This window comes from Lysinibacillus telephonicus, from assembly GCF_003966145.1.
Classification (GTDB): Bacteria; Bacillota; Bacilli; order Bacillales_A; family Planococcaceae; genus Ureibacillus; species Ureibacillus telephonicus.
Genome location: NZ_RXNR01000020.1, coordinates 34,041 through 51,207, shown reverse-complemented (window position 1 = coordinate 51,207; position 17,167 = coordinate 34,041). Strand labels below are relative to the sequence as shown.

Sequence of the window (17,167 nt, the reverse complement as noted above, 5' to 3'; positions counted from 1 at the left end):
TTAAGTATTCCCACTCTGACGGGAGGTTGTTTATATATCAAAAATAGTATAACACATTGAATTAAATAATCTATACTAATGAATAAATTATTTTTTAATTTTTAAACATTTTAAGAAATAGAGAAAAAAGGTTTGACAACAGCTCTTACATTACGTAACATGTTGAGATGAACGGATACTCTTATCCCGAGCTGGTGGAGGGTCAAGGCCCTATGAAGCCCGGCAACCTGCATTTTATAATGCGATGGTGCCAACCTGATGCAAGGGACATACCCTTGAACGATAAGAGTGAAAGGTAATGAAACGACAATTCCTTTTACTCATGTAAATAAACGTGAGTGAGGAATTTTTTTTTTCAATATAGAACACAATGAAAATTGATAGTAATTCTACCTATTTTTATGTGCCTTTCTAAATCCTCGTGTTAAAAAGCAGCAACGGCTTGGAGTCCTATTGATAAGCGGACTTAACATGGGTAATGAGTACCGTATCAAAATCGAGAAACTGTCTCGTTAAGATAATTAGGAGGAAACCAAATGACAAACCGTCGACTGTTTACATCAGAAAGTGTAACAGAAGGGCATCCGGATAAAATTTGTGACCAAATTTCCGATGCAATCTTAGATGCAATTTTAACAGAAGATCCAAATGCACGTGTAGCATGCGAAACAACAGTTACAACTGGATTAGTGCTTGTTGCGGGTGAAATAACAACTTCTACATACGTTGATATTCAAAGCGTTGTTAGAAATACTGTGGCTGACATCGGCTATACTCGTGGAAAATATGGCTTCGATGCTGAAAATTTAGCTGTTCTTACGGCGATTGGGGAACAGTCACCTGACATAGCCCAGGGAGTTGACCAAGCATTAGAGGCACGTGAAGGATCAATGTCAGATGAGGACATTGAAGCTATTGGTGCAGGAGACCAAGGATTAATGTTTGGGTATGCTTGTAACGAAACTCCTGAATTAATGCCTTTACCAATCAGCCTTGCTCATAAATTATCAAAAAGATTAACGGAAGTTCGTAAATCTAAAGAAATTGCATATTTACGTCCAGATGGCAAAACACAAGTAACAGTTGAATATGATGAGGACAACCATCCAAAACGTATTGATACAATTGTTATTTCCACACAACATGACGAAGATGTATCATTAGAGCAAATTCAAGAAGATTTAAAGGAAAAAGTTATTCGCGAAGTTGTACCTTCTGAGTTAATAGATGAAAAAACTAAGTTTTTCATTAATCCAACAGGTCGCTTTGTAATCGGAGGGCCTAAAGGAGATGCAGGTCTTACGGGACGAAAAATTATTGTAGATACTTATGGTGGTTATGCACGCCATGGTGGTGGTGCATTCTCAGGCAAGGATCCAACAAAAGTGGACCGTTCTGCCGCATACGCAGCTAGATACGTTGCTAAAAATATCGTTGCTGCTGGTCTTGCTGAACGTGCTGAGGTCCAACTAGCTTATGCTATTGGTGTCGCTCGCCCAGTGTCTATTTCAATCGATACATTCGGAACAGGTAAAGTTGCAGAAAGTAAATTAGTTGAATGGGTAAGTGAACTATTCGACTTGCGTCCAGCAGGCATTATTAAAATGCTTGATTTACGCCGACCAATTTACAGACAAACAGCAGCTTATGGACATTTTGGCCGAACAGATTTAGATGTACCATGGGAAAATACAGATATTGCTGAAAAGTTAAGAGAAAGAGCAGGGCTATAGTTTTTTTCTAGAATTCTTAGGCTTTGTTCTATTGATAAACTACCAACTTTTTGTAGGGAAATTGAAATAAATGAAGATGCAGGTAGAAAATTAATTTTACCTGCATTTTTTTCTTCTATATTAATATAAAGTATAAAATATGAAGCAGTGTTTGGTTCCAGCGCCCACCGCTTTGGTCGAATGCTGGAAGGACGCTTTCGATTCGGGTCCACCGCCGCATATAGATGTGCAAGTGCCGAAAATCAACTAATAGCATTTTTGCCAGCCAGCGCTGTCGGGGCTAATCAGGTCGCTGCCGCTTTTCTTAATATGGTTATTTTTGAAGTGATTTATAATATTGACCTTTTTCCACATATTCACGAATGATTCGATCCATATCTTCACGATCCTCGCTCGTAATTTCACGAACTACTTTTGCAGGTCGCCCAATCGCCAAAGAATTAGGGGGAATTTTTTTGCCAGGAGGGACTAAGCTTCCAGCACCGATAAACGCACCTTCACCAATTTCCGCCCCATCTAAAATAATAGAGCCCATACCTATTAAAGCTCGCTTTCTAATAACGCAACCATGTAAAGTGACCTGGTGGCCAACAGTTACTTCATCTTCTATAATTAAAGAGTTATTTGGACTTTGATGTAAACAACTTAAATCTTGAATGCTGCAACGTTTTCCGATTATTGTAGGTGCTACATCCCCTCGAATGACAGTATTGAACCAAATTGTACTTTCTTCCCCTATTATGACATCACCAGTGATTACGGCATTATCCGCTATAAAAACAGATGGGTCTATTTTAGGATTTTTATTTTTAAAAGGGTAAATCATCGAAAATCTCCTCATTTCTAAGTATTATATATAAATATCGTATCAAATAAGTTTAATAAATGAAAATTAAAGTGGTATTAATGCCCATTTTTCAAGTGTCAGGTAGGAGGGTAAATTATGTGGAAATGGGAAGCAGAAGGACAAGCAAAAGCTGTCGTTGTTATTATACATAGTGCATTTGAACATCATCGTTGGTATGCTTGGCTAATTGAAAAATTACGGGTGGAAGGCCATCACGTAGTTATGGGAGATTTGCCTGGGCATGGGGAGGATTCGAAATATTCGAGAGTACATGATGAATCAATAAACAAATATTTAGTATATATTAAACATTTAATGCAAAATGCAGTGGCATATGAGCTGCCTGTATTTGTTATCGGTCAGGGGCTTGGAGGAACACTAGCAATTGAATTTTTAAAGAAAAAGTCAATAGAGTGTGCGGGGTTAATATTAACATCTCCTTGGCTACACTTAAAAAAGAATACGAATTTACTTACGAATGCAATTACTAGCTTAGGGACAATAGCTTCAAGTAAAAAAATCTCACTAGAATTCGATAAAAAAATGTTAACGGGAAATATGGAAGGCTATAACGAAATCAACGATAGCATCCCATATCATTCTAATGTAACAGTTAGATGGTATAAAGATGTTCAGCAATTAACAAAAAATATTACAGCAGAACAGGAGAGCCATTTAACACTTCCAATTTTATTAATGACAGCAAAACAGGATAAAATAACAGATCCGTTAGCTGCAAAAAAATGGCTTATGAATCAAGGGACATCTGAAATGCAATATAAAGAATGGACAAATAGCCACCATAATTTATTTCATGATAATGAACGTGAAGAAGTATTTATCTATAAAAGAGATTTTATAAATAATGTCATTCGATCTCTTGGTTATATAGTAAATTGATATTTTGATTAATAAAACTATCCTAAATTATATTTGGATAGTTTTATTTTTTTAGTTCATAAGTAATAATATTGATCACGGGAGAATAGGTATTGTAATATTCGGAAGATTTCGATAATAAAAGCACCTATTCTAATTTTATACATAAAAACAAAATTTAGCTTGAACGGGACTAGTAATTTATGTAATATAAAAAATATTCCGATAGTTAGAGATTTTCCAAAAATAATACAAGACAAGGGGTAGATTTATGATTGATAGCATTGTCACGTGGTTAAATGATTTGCTTTGGGGTCCAGTAATGATTTATGGGATTTTAGTGGTAGGTCTATTGTTTTCAATCCTAACAAAGTTTGTACAGGTTAGAAGAATTAAAGATATGATTGTTCTAATGTTTACTGGAGAAAAATCAGAAGCGGGTGTATCTTCTTTCCAAGCGATGTCCATGGCATTATCGGGGCGTGTTGGTACTGGTAACATTGTCGGAACAGCGACTGCGATTGCCTTTGGAGGTCCAGGTGCAGTGTTCTGGATGTGGATAACAGCTTTTATCGGTGCTTCAACAGCTTATATTGAATCAACTTTAGCTCAAATCTATAAGGAAAAGAAGAACGGTGTATATCGTGGGGGGCCAGCTTTTTATATTGAAAAAGGTACTGGTCAACGTTGGTTTGGTGTAGTATTTGCAATTTCAGCGATTTTAGCGGTTGCAATTCTAATGCCTGGTGTACAATCAAATGCTATTTCAAGTGCAGTTAACAATGCATTTAATATTGAACCGTGGATTACAGGTGTTATAGTTATCGCAATCCTAGCATTTATAATTTTAGGTGGAGTAAAACGTATTGCAAATGCAGCGCAAATTATCGTTCCATTTATGGCAGTCGCTTATATTTTATTAGCAGCTATTGTAATTATTATGAATATTTCTCAAGTACCAGAGGTTTTAGGTCTTATCATTCGAAGTGCTTTTAATGCAGACGCAACATTTGGCGGTATGATTGGTGCAGCTATTGCATGGGGTGTAAAACGTGCTGTCTACTCAAACGAAGCAGGTCAAGGTACAGGTCCTCACTCTGCAGCAGCAGCTGAAGTATCCCATCCTGCTAAGCAAGGTTTAGTACAGGCTGCTTCAATTTACATTGATACATTACTAGTTTGTTCAGCTACAGCATTAATGATCTTATTCATGGGTACATATAATACAAATGTTGGCAGTGCTGAAGGTGAATTGATAGTGGAAAATGTAGCTGGTGCTACGTATTCTGAGTTTACCCAATTGGCTGTAAATGCCGCATTCCCTGCATTTAATAACTTTGGTTCAGCATTTGTTGCGATTGCCTTATTCTTCTTTGCTTTCACAACAATTATGGCATATTACTATATTGCTGAGACAAATGTAGCATATCTTTTCTCAGGTAATACGGAAGGAATTGTTACTTGGATTTTAAAATTTGTATTAATTATATCTACTTTCTATGGTGCTGTACGTACTTCAGACTTGGCTTGGAAATTTGGTGACTTAGGGCTTGGGTTAATGGTATGGGTTAATATTATCGCCATATTAATCTTGATGAAGCCAGCATTAGTTGCCTTGAAAGATTACGAGCAACAAGTAAAAGAAGGAAAAGACCCAATATTTGAACCTAAAAAACTAGGAATAAAAAATGCTGATTTTTGGGATTCTTATAATAAAGAAAAAAAATAATCTAAAATATGAGGGCAGTCCTGAAAAGGGGCAGTCCTCTATTTTAATACAAAAGGTGCCTTCCTTAATTACTTTTAGGAAGGCACCTTCATTATTGTTTAGGAAATTCCTTAACTTTTTCCAATGCGATTACAAAAGGTGGATCATTTCTTTGATTAATAAATTCATATCGAAGTACATGTACATATTTTTGTGGCAACGAGCTGACAAAGTTCATTATTTCATCGCGCTCAGCTTTTCCACCTTCATGACCATGATAAACAACAAGAACAATTATTCCACCAATTTTTAATAGATTCAGCAGTTGTTCGATTGCTTGAATAGTAGTATTCCCCTTGGTGACAACTTGATGGTCAGAACCAGGCAAATACCCAAGGTTAAAGATAGCCCCTGCTATTTCGTTATGAATATATTTAGAAATATGTTGATGGCCATCTAAAATTACATCTGCACGATCTAAAACACCATGTTCTGTTAACCGCTTTATGGTAGTATCCACTGCTAGTTGCTGAACATCAAAGGAATAGACATGTCCCGTTTCTCCAACTAATTGAGCAAGAAATAATGTGTCATGGCCATTGCCAGCAGTTGCATCTACTGCTATCTCACCTTTTTCGATAGAAGAAGATAGGAGGTATTGTGCATATTGTAAAACCCGTTGTAGCTTCATTTTTTCACTTCCACTCTATCAAATATTCAATCAGTAATTTTTGCTGATTGAACATATAGTTTACCTTGCCAGCTGCCTCGTCTTTCAAGCTCCGCATCTATTCCATTTAATACTTCCCATTTATTCACGCTCCACATAGGCCCAATCATTAAATCAATTGGCCCGTCGCCTGTGATGCGGTGGACAATCATCTCTGGTGGGATTACTTCTAATTGATCTGCAACTAGGTTAATATATTGATCTTTTTCAAGAAACTCTAACATTCCTTTTTCGTATTGTTTTACTAATGGAGTTCCTTTTAATAGATGTAGAAGATGAATCTTAATACCTTGTACATCGAGTTTAGCAACCTCTCTAGCAGTCTCCATCATCATGTCATAATCTTCTAAGGGAAGGCCGTTAATAATGTGAGTACATACACGAATATTGTGCTTGCGAAGTTTTTCAACGCCTTCAACATATGTTGCATAGTCATGAGCACGGTTGATTAAATTCGCTGTTTTTTCATGTACAGTTTGAAGACCAAGCTCCACCCATAGATATGTGCGTTCATTTAATTCCGCTAAATATTCAACGACATCGTCTGGTAAACAGTCGGGGCGAGTCGCGATGCTTAACCCCATAACTCCTTCACAAGCGAGTGCCGCTTCAAATTTTTCTTTTAGTACAGGAAGTGGGGCATGTGTATTTGTATATGCTTGGAAATAGGCCATTGTTAAGCCATCCTTCCATTTATGTTCCATTTTTTCTTTTATTTTTTCGAATTGAACAGGTATCGGGTCTACGCGATCTCCTGCAAAGTCCCCGCTGCCGGCAGCACTACAAAATGTACAGCCTCCGAATGCAACTGTGCCATCCCGGTTAGGACAATCGAAACCAGCATCAAGAGCCACTTTATAAACCTTTTTTCCAAATTCGTCTCGCAAATAGCGATTCCATGTATAATAACGTTTCCCATCGGATGGGAAAGGAAATTGTTGTTCTGACATTTGTTTCACTCCTCTAACGATTATTCTAACATGTGATTTTGCATTATGCATTTTTGTTTGATTTATTCATTGTCCACTTTTCTTAAATCTTTCTCTTGTACTTAAATTGAAAGAAGAATACTATTATATTTTGTGATTAATCTTTAATCCACTCTTACAGTGGATAAGACCCCCACTTCAGATTATCGAAGAACAAGACGGTAAAAGTTGGAGATTAACTCACCGTAAAAGTCCGATTTATTTCACTAATCAATGGTGGGTAGTTTAACACCGGTAAAAGTGCTAAGTTGGTATTGTCACTAGCACTCTTGCAAGTCAAAAAACACTTATGGAAGATTCACTTTATGGAGGAGTAGAGTATGCCCAAGAAAGTATGGCTTTTAGTCATTGGGACATTTATCAATATTACAGGCAGCTCACTATTGTGGCCATTAAATACTATTTACATGCATGATCATTTAGGGCAATCTTTATCAATCGCAGGACTAGTTTTAATGATTAACGCTGGTGGAACTGTCTTAGGTAATTTGGTTGGAGGCTATTTATTTGATAAATTTGGTGGATATAAATCCATCATGTTTGGAATTTTAATTACAGTTGCGTCATTAATAGGGATTACTTTTTGGCACGGCTGGCCACATTATGTTTGGTTTTTAACTATAATGGGTTTTGGCAGCGGAATCGTTATCCCCGTAATGTTTGCTCTAGTCGGCTCGGTGTGGCCTGAGGGTGGAAGAAAAGGATTTAACGCAATTTACCTAGCTCAAAATTTGGGAGTTGCAGTTGGTCCTGCTTTAGGAGGCCCGATAGCTGAAAAGAGCTTTGATTATTTATTTGTATCAAACTTAGGTTTGTATGTAATATTTCTTATAATAGCAGCTTTTAGTTATCGCCGCATGGTTCCAAATAAAGAGAATGAAAAGAATCGAGAAAAAATCGTTAATGATAACTCATCAAAGGCTAGTTTATATTCATTGCTTATACTAAGTGGCGGTTTCTTATTAGCATGGATTGCTTATTCTCAATGGTCCACTACACTTTCGACTCATATTCAACAACTAGGTATAAGTCTGAAGGAATATAGTTTACTTTGGACAATTAATGGTTTGTTAATTATCATTCTTCAACCTATCATTAGTCCCATTGTACAAAAGTATGAAAAGCAGATTAAAGCACAATTAGTGTTCGGTATGTCTGTTATGATGGTATCCTTTATCGTAATAATTTTTGCAAATAATTTTAAAATGTTTGCAGTTGCTATGATGATTTTAACAATTGGGGAAATTTTTGTTTGGCCAGCAGTACCAACAATCGCCAGTATGTTAGCTCCAAAAGGCAAAGATGGTTCTTACCAAGGGATTGTCAATAGTATTGGGGCAATCGGTAGAATGATTGGACCGTTATTTGGCGGAATGATTGTGGATTTTTATAGTATGAATGTTTTAATGCTTATTTTGTGCGCGATGTTTATTATTTCTATTGTACCGTGTTTACTTTATGATAGCCCATTAAAAAAAGAAAAAGAGCAATATAATGAAATTAATTAGATATAGCAGTATAAAAAGATATAGGAAATACGAGTTCTATTTACAAGGGACTTGTATATTTTAAATTTTTCCATTAAAATTAATGCATTAATAATATGGACGACTAAGAGAAGGAATAGTAGATTTTGAAGCTTTTAAGAGAGCTAGCGGTTGGTGTAAGCTAGCAAGTAGACGAATCGAACTCGCCTTGGAGTCAGTTTTAGTGAACCACAGTAACTAAAACCGTATGCCGCGTTAAGGAATTGAGCTGAGTGATGTGTCACTAATTTGGGTGGTACCGCGGGAGTTTACAAATATCTCTCGTCCCTTCTTATTGGAATGGGACGGGATTTTTTATTTTTTAAATATTTTGTTAATTTTACCGTTATTAGGATAATCTACTTCATAGACAGCTTTTTACTAATTTAACGTTCCTTCATGTCGCTTTCAGCATGCTTGTTACAAAATAAGGAGGAGAGAGAATCCAATGAGCTTTAATCATCAAACAATTGAAAAAAAGTGGCAACAATATTGGGCAGATAATAACACATTTAAAACGACAAATGACGAATCAAAGCCTAAATTTTATGCACTAGATATGTTCCCTTATCCATCTGGAGCTGGATTACACGTTGGCCATCCAGAAGGTTATACTGCTACAGATATTTTATCTCGCTATAAACGTATGCAGGGCTATAACGTTCTACATCCAATGGGTTGGGATGCATTTGGTCTACCAGCTGAACAATACGCTCTAGACACTGGCAATGACCCTGCTGAGTTTACAGCAAAGAATATTGCAACGTTTAAACGACAAATTCAAGAATTAGGTTTTTCTTATGATTGGGATCGTGAAATTAATACAACAGATCCAAATTATTATAAATGGACACAATGGATTTTTATTCAATTATATAAAAAAGGTTTAGCATATGTTGATGAAGTACCTGTAAACTGGTGTCCAGCTCTTGGTACAGTTCTTGCTAATGAAGAAGTAATTGATGGAAAATCAGAACGTGGCGGACATCCTGTAGAGCGCCGTCCTATGAAACAATGGATGCTGAAAATTACAGCTTATGCAGATCGTTTAATAGATGACTTAGAAGAAGTGGATTGGCCAGAATCAATTAAAGATATGCAGCGCAACTGGATTGGACGATCAGAAGGGGCGGAGGTTACGTTTACAGTTGACGGGACAAATGAATCATTTAAAGTGTTTACTACTCGTCCTGATACACTTTTTGGTGCAACATACTGTGTACTAGCGCCTGAACATAAATTAGTAGCTCGAATTACAACTGCAGAGCAGCAGGAAGCTGTTGACGCATATCTTGAAAAAGTTAAATTAAAATCTGACTTAGAGCGTACAGATTTAGCAAAAGAAAAAACAGGTGTATTTACAGGAGCATATGCTGTAAATCCAATTAACGGCGCAAAGATACCTGTATGGATTGCAGACTATGTACTTGCTTCATATGGAACTGGTGCTATTATGGCAGTTCCAGCTCATGATGAACGCGACTATGAATTTGCTAAGGAATTCGGTTTACCTATAAAAGCCGTTTTAGAGGGCGGCGATATTGAAAAGGAAGCGTTTACTGGTGACGGTCCACATATCAATTCAGATTTCTTAAATGGCTTAGGAAAAGCTGAAGCAATTGCAAAAGCAATTGAATGGCTTGAAAAAAATGGCGTAGGTGAAAAGAAAATTTCTTATCGCTTACGTGACTGGCTATTCTCTCGTCAACGTTACTGGGGTGAACCAATTCCAGTTATTCATTGGGAAGACGGTACGATGACGACGGTACCTGAAGAGGAGCTGCCATTAGTACTACCGAAAACATCTAATATCCGCCCTTCTGGTACAGGTGAATCACCACTTGCAAACATTGAAGAATGGGTTAATGTTGTTGATCCAGTTACAGGCAAAAAGGGTCGCCGTGAAACAAATACAATGCCGCAATGGGCAGGTTCAAGCTGGTACTTCCTACGCTATATTGATCCGAACAATTCACAAGCAATTGCAGATCCAGAATTGTTAAAACGATGGCTGCCAGTAGATATTTATATTGGGGGAGCAGAACATGCAGTACTTCATTTGCTTTACGCTCGCTTCTGGCACAAAGTCCTTTATGATTTAGGCGTTGTTCATACGAAAGAACCATTCCAAAAATTATTCAATCAAGGAATGATTTTAGGTGAGGGCAATGAAAAGATGTCAAAATCAAAAGGGAATGTTGTAAACCCTGATGACATTGTTAATAGTCATGGTGCTGATACATTAAGACTATATGAAATGTTTATGGGACCACTTGATGCTTCTGTTGCTTGGTCTACAAATGGTCTTGATGGAGCACGTCGCTTCCTAGATCGTATTTGGCGATTATTTACAACAGATGAAGGAACTTTAGCTGAAAAAGTGAAGAATACTACAGATACAACGCTTGAAAAATCCTATCATCAAACAGTGAAAAAAGTAACAGAGGATTTCGAGCATCTTCGCTTTAATACTGCAATTTCTCAAATGATGGTATTTATTAACGATTGCTATAAAGCAGAAACGGTTCCGACAGAATATGCAGAAGGATTTGTGAAATTACTTGCTCCAATTGCACCACATGTTGCAGAGGAGCTTTGGGAAATTCTTGGACATTCAGAAACAATTGCATATGAAGCATGGCCAACCTACGATGAATCAAAATTAGTAGATGATGAAATTGAAGTAATTGTCCAAGTAAACGGTAAATTGCGTTCAAAAGTAAAAATTGCTAAAGATGCATCGAAAGAACAGCTTGAGCAAATTGCACAAGCTGATGAAAAAGTAAAAGAATTTACAGATGGAAAACAAATTGTTAAAGTAATTGCTGTTCCAGGAAAACTTGTAAATATTGTTGTGAAATAAGGTATATAGCTGTCTCAAAATGATGATGATATCATATTTTGAGACAGTTTTTTATTTGCAATTTACTTTTTAGTTTAATTTATAGAAATATTTTGAAAAGGGTATTGACTTATATTACCTAGAATTATATTATTTTTATCAGATTACTAAGAATTAAATGTGCTGACTAGAAAACTAGAGGCCCCAATAAACTCTTATTGAATTTATCTCAAAGCTATTTAAGTTTTGAATGATTCAAAGAGTTTATTGGGGCTTTTTGTCAGTTAAAGGAGTGGGATAGAGGTAATGGAAGTACAAAGGCTTCTTAGACATTAATCTAATGTACTGGAAATGACAGAAACTGAAAGGTTAATTAACTTGATTTATGTAATATTTTTAATCAGCTTGGGTTTTGTTAATTTTAATGTTTTAAGAGCAATAGAATTTTTGGCGTGAATTCCATTAATGAGTATATAGCCTATGATTAGCTTCCTTGATGCCGCGGTATATATGGACTATTTATATACAGAATTCTCTTAAACTTTAAAAACATAGTTGACCAATAAGAATTGTATTGTTTATTATAAAATAAACATTTGGAGTTTTTAGAAAATGGAAATTACACCAGGGGGATTCGAGATGGGAAAAGTTTATATTGTTGGGGCAGGTCCAGGAGATGTGGATTTAATTACAGTAAAAGGATTGAAATGTATTCAACAAGCAGATGTTATTTTGTATGACCGACTTATTAATAAAGAGCTGCTAGAATACGCAAAACCGAATGCTGAATTGATTTTTGTAGGGAAGCTGCCGAAATTACATGGCGTTATCCAGGATCGAATTCACCAATTATTAGTAGAAAATGCGAATCAAGGGAAAATTGTAACAAGATTAAAGGGTGGAGATCCATTTGTTTTTGGCAGAGGAGCTGAAGAAGCAGAAGTATTAGTAGAGGCAGGGATTTCCTTTGAAGTTGTACCAGGTATTACTGCTGGAATTGCAGCTCCTGCTTATGCAGGCATACCTGTTACACATCGTCATTTTGGCTCAAGCTTTGCTATTGTCACTGGCCATATGCGTGAAGGCAAGGAAGATGACATTCATTGGAAGGGATTAGCTGAATCTGTTGATACATTAGCAATTTATATGGGTGTTGGAAATTTACCCTATATTACAGAGCAGCTTCTAAAATATAAACGTGATCCACAAACACCCGTGGCATTAATCCATTGGGGTACAACAAAGCAACAGAGAACAATTGTAGGAACTTTAAGTACGATTGTGGACATTGCTCATAAAGAAAAAATTCAAAATCCAAGTATGATTATTATCGGTGAAGTTGTAAAAATGCATGAAAAAATTGCATGGTTTGAGCAATCAAATCAAATTTTACAAGAGATTTCGGTTTGAAGAAGGTAGGTTGCGAAGAATGCAAGCAGTATTATATGTTGCCCATGGAAGCCGTGTAAAAGCTGGTGTCGAAGAAGCGGTTCAATTTATTGAGACAGTAAAACCTCATATTGATGTCGATATTCAAGAAATTTGTTTCCTAGAACTAGCAAAGCCATCAATTTTAGAAGGAGTTGCGGCGTGCATTGATAGAGGAGCAACTAATATTGCTGTTATTCCAATCCTGTTATTGACAGCAAACCACGCTAAACAGGATATACCACAAGAAATTAACAAAGCAAAACAACTATATCCGTTTGTTACATTTTCGTTTGGAAAGCCTTTCGGGATACATGAAAAGCTAATTAACAGCTTACATGATCGAGTTTTAGAAAAAAGTACATCGCTAAGTGAAGAAACAGACATTTTGCTAATTGGGCGTGGAAGCAGTGATCCATGTGTTCATGCTGATTTCCAACAAATTGCAAATTACCTTAAACGAAAATATAACTACGCAAATGTTGATATCTGTTTTTTATATGGAAAAGGTCCGTCATTTGAATCAGCATTAAATCAGCTAAACATCGAGCAAAAAAATCAAACATATATAATTCCATATATTCTATTTACAGGGTTTTTAAAAATTGGAATTCAAAAAAAAATAGCACAACATAGTTTTCTACAAAATAAAGTGGTTCTTTGTGAATGTTTGGGATATGACGAAAATGTACGCCAAGTGTTAATTGAGCGAGTTAATCAAGTTTTAATCGTAAAGGGGGAAGTTTGTAATGGATAAAAAGCAACAAAATTTTGAACAGGCAATTGAAAGTTTAAAAAAACTAATTAGCACAATGAATTATGGTTCCATCACTTTAATCGTTCAAGATAATGTCGTTGTACAAATCGAAAAAAATGAAAAAATTCGATTAAAATAATTGAAGATGAGGTGTAAGTATTGAAGCTAGAAGTAATAAATAGTCCTTTTAGTGAAGAACAAGTAAAGCAATTAAATGAAGTATTAGCTAACCTAACATCACAGCAAAAAATTTGGTTAACAGGTTATTTAAGTGCAACTGCATCTTTACAAGGAATCGAAGCACAAAAGGAAATTAGTTTTAATACAGCTCCTGTTGCGTCTAGTCCGACAGCTGTAAAACAAATAACGATTTTATATGCTTCCCAAACCGGTACGGCACAAGGACTAGCAAAAAAATATGGTGAACAATTACGAAATTTAGGATTCGAAGTAAGTGTTTCTTCGATGAATGATTTTAAAACGAATGCTCTAAAAAAACTAGATCATCTACTCATTGTAGCGAGTACTCATGGAGAGGGAGACCCACCTGATAACGCAATCGCTTTTCATAGCTTTTTATATGGAAAACGTGCACCAAAATTAGAGCATGTAAAATATGCGGTGCTTGCATTGGGAGATAGTTCATATGAATATTTCTGCAAAACAGGAAAGGATTTTGATGAACAGCTTGAAAAACTAGGTGCTAAGCGTATTGTTGAACGTATTGATTGCGATTTAGATTTTGATGAGCCGGCAGCGAAATGGTTTGAATTAGTAAAAGAAAAGCTTAAAGAGGATGGTGCAGTACAAGAATTATATAAAGAAGAGGCTGCGCCAACAGTAGCAGCTCCAACAACTGAATATTCCCGAAAAAATCCATTTCATGCTGAAATTCTAGAAAAGATTAATTTAAATGGCAGAGGTTCAAACAAAGAAACGATTCATTTAGAAATTTCTCTAGAAAATTCGGGACTATCCTATGAACCTGGTGATAGTTTAGCAATTTATCCTACAAATAATGAGAATCTTGTTGCTTCTTTAATTAGTGCTTTAGGTTTCGAGGAACAGGCTAAGATTAACGTTGGAGATATCTCATTATCATTAAAAGAAGCATTAACAGATTTGCTTGAGATTACAGTGTTGTCAAAACCTTTAATGGAAAAAATAGCGCAATTTACAACTAATAAAGAATTCCAAGAACTACTGCTAAACAAAGAAGCGTTAAAGCAATTTATACATGGCCGTGATCTGCTTGATGTTGTAGAAGCTTTTGGTCCTTTCTCATGGGATCCGCAAAGCTTTGTTAATCTATTGCGTAAATTACCGGCGAGACAATATTCTATTTCAAGCAGCCAAAGTGCCTATCCAGATGAGGTGCATGTCACAATTGGTGCTGTTCGATATGAAGTCGATAATCGTCAACGTTTAGGTGTATGTTCAACATATGTTGCCGATCAACTAGAAATAGGCGATAAAATACGTGTTTATGTTCAGCATAATCCTAACTTTAAATTACCTGAAGATGATAAACCAATTATTATGATAGGACCTGGTACAGGAGTAGCACCTTTCCGTTCATTTATTCAGGAGCGTGAGGAACGGGGAGCTCAAGGAAAATCATGGTTATTTTTTGGAGACCAGCACTTTGTAACTGATTTCCTTTATCAAACAGAGTGGCAAGGTTGGTTGAAAAATGGTGTATTAACAAAGCTAGACGTAGCGTTCTCTAGAGATCGTGATGAAAAAGTTTATGTACAGCACAAGATGCAGGAGCATGCGGCTGAAATTTATGAATGGTTGGAGCAAGGTGCGGTTGTTTATGTTTGTGGTGATAAAGATAATATGGCTGACGATGTTCAAAATACATTGCTAGATATTATTTCACAGCAGGGCAACAAATCACAACAAGAGGCACAAGAATATTTAGAGAATTTACAAAAACAGAAGCGATATCAGCGGGACGTCTATTAAGGGGGAAGTAACCATGGTAGGGAAAATTGTATTACCACCTCAAGAAGGTAAACCTAGTGATGTAGAGGAGATAAAAGCGGAAAGTAATTACTTGCGGGGGTCATTAGCAGAAACTATGCAGGAGGAGCTTAGCTCGGGCATTCCGGATTGGGATAATCGTTTGATGAAATTCCACGGAAGTTACTTACAGGATGACCGTGATCAACGATTAGAGCGTGAACGTAAAAGATTAGAGCCTGCCTATCAATTTATGGTGCGCGTACGAATGCCAGGTGGGGTAGCAACACCAAAACAATGGCTTAAACTTGATGAGTTGTCTGATAAGTACGGCAATCAGTCATTTAAAATAACTACACGGCAAACCATTCAATTCCACGGTATTTTAAAATGGAATATGAAGAAACATATGCAGGAACTGAATAGTGTTTTATTTGATACAATTGCAGCTTGTGGTGACGTAAACCGTAATGTAATGTGTAATGCAAATCCATATCAATCAAATTTGCATCAAGAAATTTTTGAATTATCATCTAAAATAAGTGAACATTTATTGCCGCGTACAAATGCTTATTATGAAATTTGGTTAGATAAAGAAAAAGTTGTAGACACACAAGAAGAACAAGAACCAATTTACGGCTCTCTTTATTTACCTCGAAAGTTTAAAATCGGCATGGCAATTCCACCTGCCAACGATACGGATGTGTTTTCACAAGATATTGGTTTAATTGCAGTGGTGGAAAATAATGAATTAATAGGATTTAACGTTGCGATTGGCGGCGGAATGGGAATGACGCACGGTGATACAGCAACTTACCCTCAATTAGCTCGTTTAATTGGTTATATTTCCAAAGACAAAGTTGTCGATGTATGCGAGAAAATTATGACAGTACAACGTGACTATGGCAATCGTTCCGTCCGCAAAAATGCGCGTTTTAAATATACAGTAGATCGCTTAGGGTTGGAAAATGTAAAAAAAGAGATTGAAAATCGTTTAGGTTATGAATTTGAAGAGGCTAGACCATACGAATTTAAGCATACTGGAGATCGATACGGTTGGATTAAAGGCGAGGACGGAAAATATCATTTCACTTTATTTATTCAAAATGGCCGTGTAAAAGACTTTGATAATTATCCATTAAAAACGGCCTTGCGTGAGATTGCACTAATTCATAAAGGTGAATTCCGTTTTACTGGAAACCAAAATGTAGTAATTGCAAACGTCGGATCTCGATCTAAGAAGGCTATTGATGAAATTATTCAAAAATATCATTTAACAGATAGTGATAACTACTCTGCTCTTCGCCGCAACTCAATTGCTTGTGTAGCATTACCAACATGTGGATTAGCGATGGCAGAAGCAGAGCGTTATTTACCATCTTTGCTAGAAAAAATTGAAGCGATTATAGATGACAATGGCTTGCATGATCAAGATATTACAATTCGTATGTCTGGCTGTCCTAACGGCTGCTCCCGTGCGGCTATGGGGGAAATAGGTTTTATCGGAAAAGGTCCAGGCAAGTATAATTTATATCTTGGTGCTAGTCATACAGGCTCACGATTAAATAAAATTTATAAAGAGAACATAGGAGAAGAAGAAATTTTAGCATCCCTTCGTCCGATTATTGAACATTATGCTAAAGAACGATTAGATGGTGAACACTTTGGTGATTTCGTTATTCGTACTGAGTATGTGGAAGCAGTAACGGATGGGCGTTATTTCCATAATCGAGCATAATAAGAAGATTAAAGGTTGCTTT

At 36.3% G+C, this 17,167-nt stretch carries 13 protein-coding genes, 1 riboswitch and 1 other annotated feature; of the genes, 10 read left to right on the top strand and 3 right to left on the bottom strand.

What is annotated here, in order from left to right; translation table 11 throughout:
• Positions 1 to 178 precede the first annotated feature (178 nt).
• Positions 179 to 289, top strand: a riboswitch (SAM riboswitch).
• A 247-nt stretch (positions 290 to 536) separates the two neighbouring features.
• A complete protein-coding gene (gene metK / locus EKG35_RS09035) occupies positions 537 to 1,733 on the top strand; it encodes a methionine adenosyltransferase (protein ID WP_126294121.1) in 1,197 nt (398 codons plus the stop codon).
• 313 nt (positions 1,734 to 2,046) lie between these two features.
• Here metK and EKG35_RS09030 read toward each other — a convergent pair whose 3' ends face one another.
• Positions 2,047 to 2,559, bottom strand: coding sequence for a gamma carbonic anhydrase (locus tag EKG35_RS09030; RefSeq protein ID WP_126294120.1), 513 nt, complete (start codon positions 2,557 to 2,559; stop codon positions 2,047 to 2,049).
• 117 nt (positions 2,560 to 2,676) lie between these two features.
• Here EKG35_RS09030 and EKG35_RS09025 point away from each other — a divergent pair, with 117 nt between their 5' ends.
• Positions 2,677 to 3,480: an alpha/beta hydrolase gene (locus EKG35_RS09025; RefSeq protein ID WP_126294119.1), complete on the top strand. Its 804-nt coding sequence runs from the start codon at positions 2,677 to 2,679 to the stop codon at positions 3,478 to 3,480.
• Positions 3,481 to 3,733: 253 nt separating this feature from the next.
• Positions 3,734 to 5,188, top strand: a complete 1,455-nt coding sequence (locus tag EKG35_RS09020; protein ID WP_126294141.1) for an alanine/glycine:cation symporter family protein — start codon at positions 3,734 to 3,736, stop codon at positions 5,186 to 5,188.
• 91 nt (positions 5,189 to 5,279) lie between these two features.
• Here the strand turns inward: EKG35_RS09020 and mnmM are convergent, their stop codons facing one another.
• Both mnmM and mnmL read right to left on the bottom strand, forming a co-directional pair.
• Positions 5,280 to 5,858, bottom strand: a complete 579-nt coding sequence (gene mnmM / locus EKG35_RS09015) for a tRNA 5-(aminomethyl)-2-thiouridylate-methyltransferase MnmM (RefSeq protein ID WP_126294118.1) — start codon at positions 5,856 to 5,858, stop codon at positions 5,280 to 5,282.
• A gap of 26 nt (positions 5,859 to 5,884) precedes the next feature.
• Positions 5,885 to 6,847 carry a tRNA modification radical SAM protein MnmL/YtqA gene (gene mnmL, locus EKG35_RS09010; protein WP_126294117.1) on the bottom strand — a complete coding sequence of 321 codons (963 nt, stop codon included), beginning with the start codon at positions 6,845 to 6,847 and terminating at the stop codon, positions 5,885 to 5,887.
• 359 nt (positions 6,848 to 7,206) lie between these two features.
• Between mnmL and EKG35_RS09005 the strand changes: the two genes are divergently transcribed.
• From EKG35_RS09005 to cysI, 7 genes are all read left to right on the top strand, one after another.
• The gene (locus tag EKG35_RS09005) at positions 7,207 to 8,394 is read left to right on the top strand and encodes an MDR family MFS transporter (RefSeq protein WP_126294116.1); all 1,188 of its coding nucleotides are present in this window, start codon (positions 7,207 to 7,209) and stop codon (positions 8,392 to 8,394) included.
• Positions 8,395 to 8,490: 96 nt separating this feature from the next.
• Positions 8,491 to 8,705: a binding site (T-box leader), on the top strand.
• 155 nt (positions 8,706 to 8,860) lie between these two features.
• Entirely contained in the window at positions 8,861 to 11,275 is a 2,415-nt protein-coding gene (gene leuS, locus EKG35_RS09000) for a leucine--tRNA ligase (RefSeq protein WP_126294115.1), read from the top strand.
• A 618-nt stretch (positions 11,276 to 11,893) separates the two neighbouring features.
• Positions 11,894 to 12,664, top strand: a complete 771-nt coding sequence (cobA, locus tag EKG35_RS08995) for a uroporphyrinogen-III C-methyltransferase (RefSeq protein WP_126294114.1) — start codon at positions 11,894 to 11,896, stop codon at positions 12,662 to 12,664.
• A 19-nt stretch (positions 12,665 to 12,683) separates the two neighbouring features.
• Positions 12,684 to 13,439 (top strand): sirohydrochlorin chelatase, encoded by a 756-nt coding sequence (locus EKG35_RS08990; RefSeq protein ID WP_126294113.1) that lies wholly within the window; start codon positions 12,684 to 12,686, stop codon positions 13,437 to 13,439.
• Positions 13,432 to 13,578 carry a YezD family protein gene (locus tag EKG35_RS08985; RefSeq protein ID WP_126294112.1) on the top strand — a complete coding sequence of 49 codons (147 nt, stop codon included), beginning with the start codon at positions 13,432 to 13,434 and terminating at the stop codon, positions 13,576 to 13,578. Before EKG35_RS08990 ends, EKG35_RS08985 begins: the two co-directional genes overlap by 8 nt.
• Before the next feature lie 20 nt (positions 13,579 to 13,598).
• On the top strand, positions 13,599 to 15,410 hold the full coding sequence (locus EKG35_RS08980) for an assimilatory sulfite reductase (NADPH) flavoprotein subunit (RefSeq protein WP_126294111.1): 1,812 nt from the start codon (positions 13,599 to 13,601) through the stop codon (positions 15,408 to 15,410).
• Between the two features lie 13 nt (positions 15,411 to 15,423).
• Complete coding sequence (gene cysI / locus EKG35_RS08975; protein ID WP_126294110.1) at positions 15,424 to 17,145, top strand: assimilatory sulfite reductase (NADPH) hemoprotein subunit; 1,722 nt, start codon at positions 15,424 to 15,426, stop codon at positions 17,143 to 17,145.
• Positions 17,146 to 17,167: the final 22 nt, after the last annotated feature.

Coding starts and splice junctions, on each gene's coding strand:
- EKG35_RS08985 (WP_126294112.1), top strand. CDS start 13,432: ATGGATAAAAAGCAACAAAATTTTGAACAGGCAATTGAAAGTTTAAAA.
- EKG35_RS08990 (WP_126294113.1), top strand. CDS start 12,684: ATGCAAGCAGTATTATATGTTGCCCATGGAAGCCGTGTAAAAGCTGGT.
- mnmL (WP_126294117.1), bottom strand. CDS start 6,847: ATGTCAGAACAACAATTTCCTTTCCCATCCGATGGGAAACGTTATTAT.
- mnmM (WP_126294118.1), bottom strand. CDS start 5,858: ATGAAGCTACAACGGGTTTTACAATATGCACAATACCTCCTATCTTCT.
- EKG35_RS09005 (WP_126294116.1), top strand. CDS start 7,207: ATGCCCAAGAAAGTATGGCTTTTAGTCATTGGGACATTTATCAATATT.
- metK (WP_126294121.1), top strand. CDS start 537: ATGACAAACCGTCGACTGTTTACATCAGAAAGTGTAACAGAAGGGCAT.
- EKG35_RS09030 (WP_126294120.1), bottom strand. CDS start 2,559: ATGATTTACCCTTTTAAAAATAAAAATCCTAAAATAGACCCATCTGTT.
- leuS (WP_126294115.1), top strand. CDS start 8,861: ATGAGCTTTAATCATCAAACAATTGAAAAAAAGTGGCAACAATATTGG.
- cobA (WP_126294114.1), top strand. CDS start 11,894: ATGGGAAAAGTTTATATTGTTGGGGCAGGTCCAGGAGATGTGGATTTA.
- cysI (WP_126294110.1), top strand. CDS start 15,424: ATGGTAGGGAAAATTGTATTACCACCTCAAGAAGGTAAACCTAGTGAT.
- EKG35_RS09025 (WP_126294119.1), top strand. CDS start 2,677: ATGTGGAAATGGGAAGCAGAAGGACAAGCAAAAGCTGTCGTTGTTATT.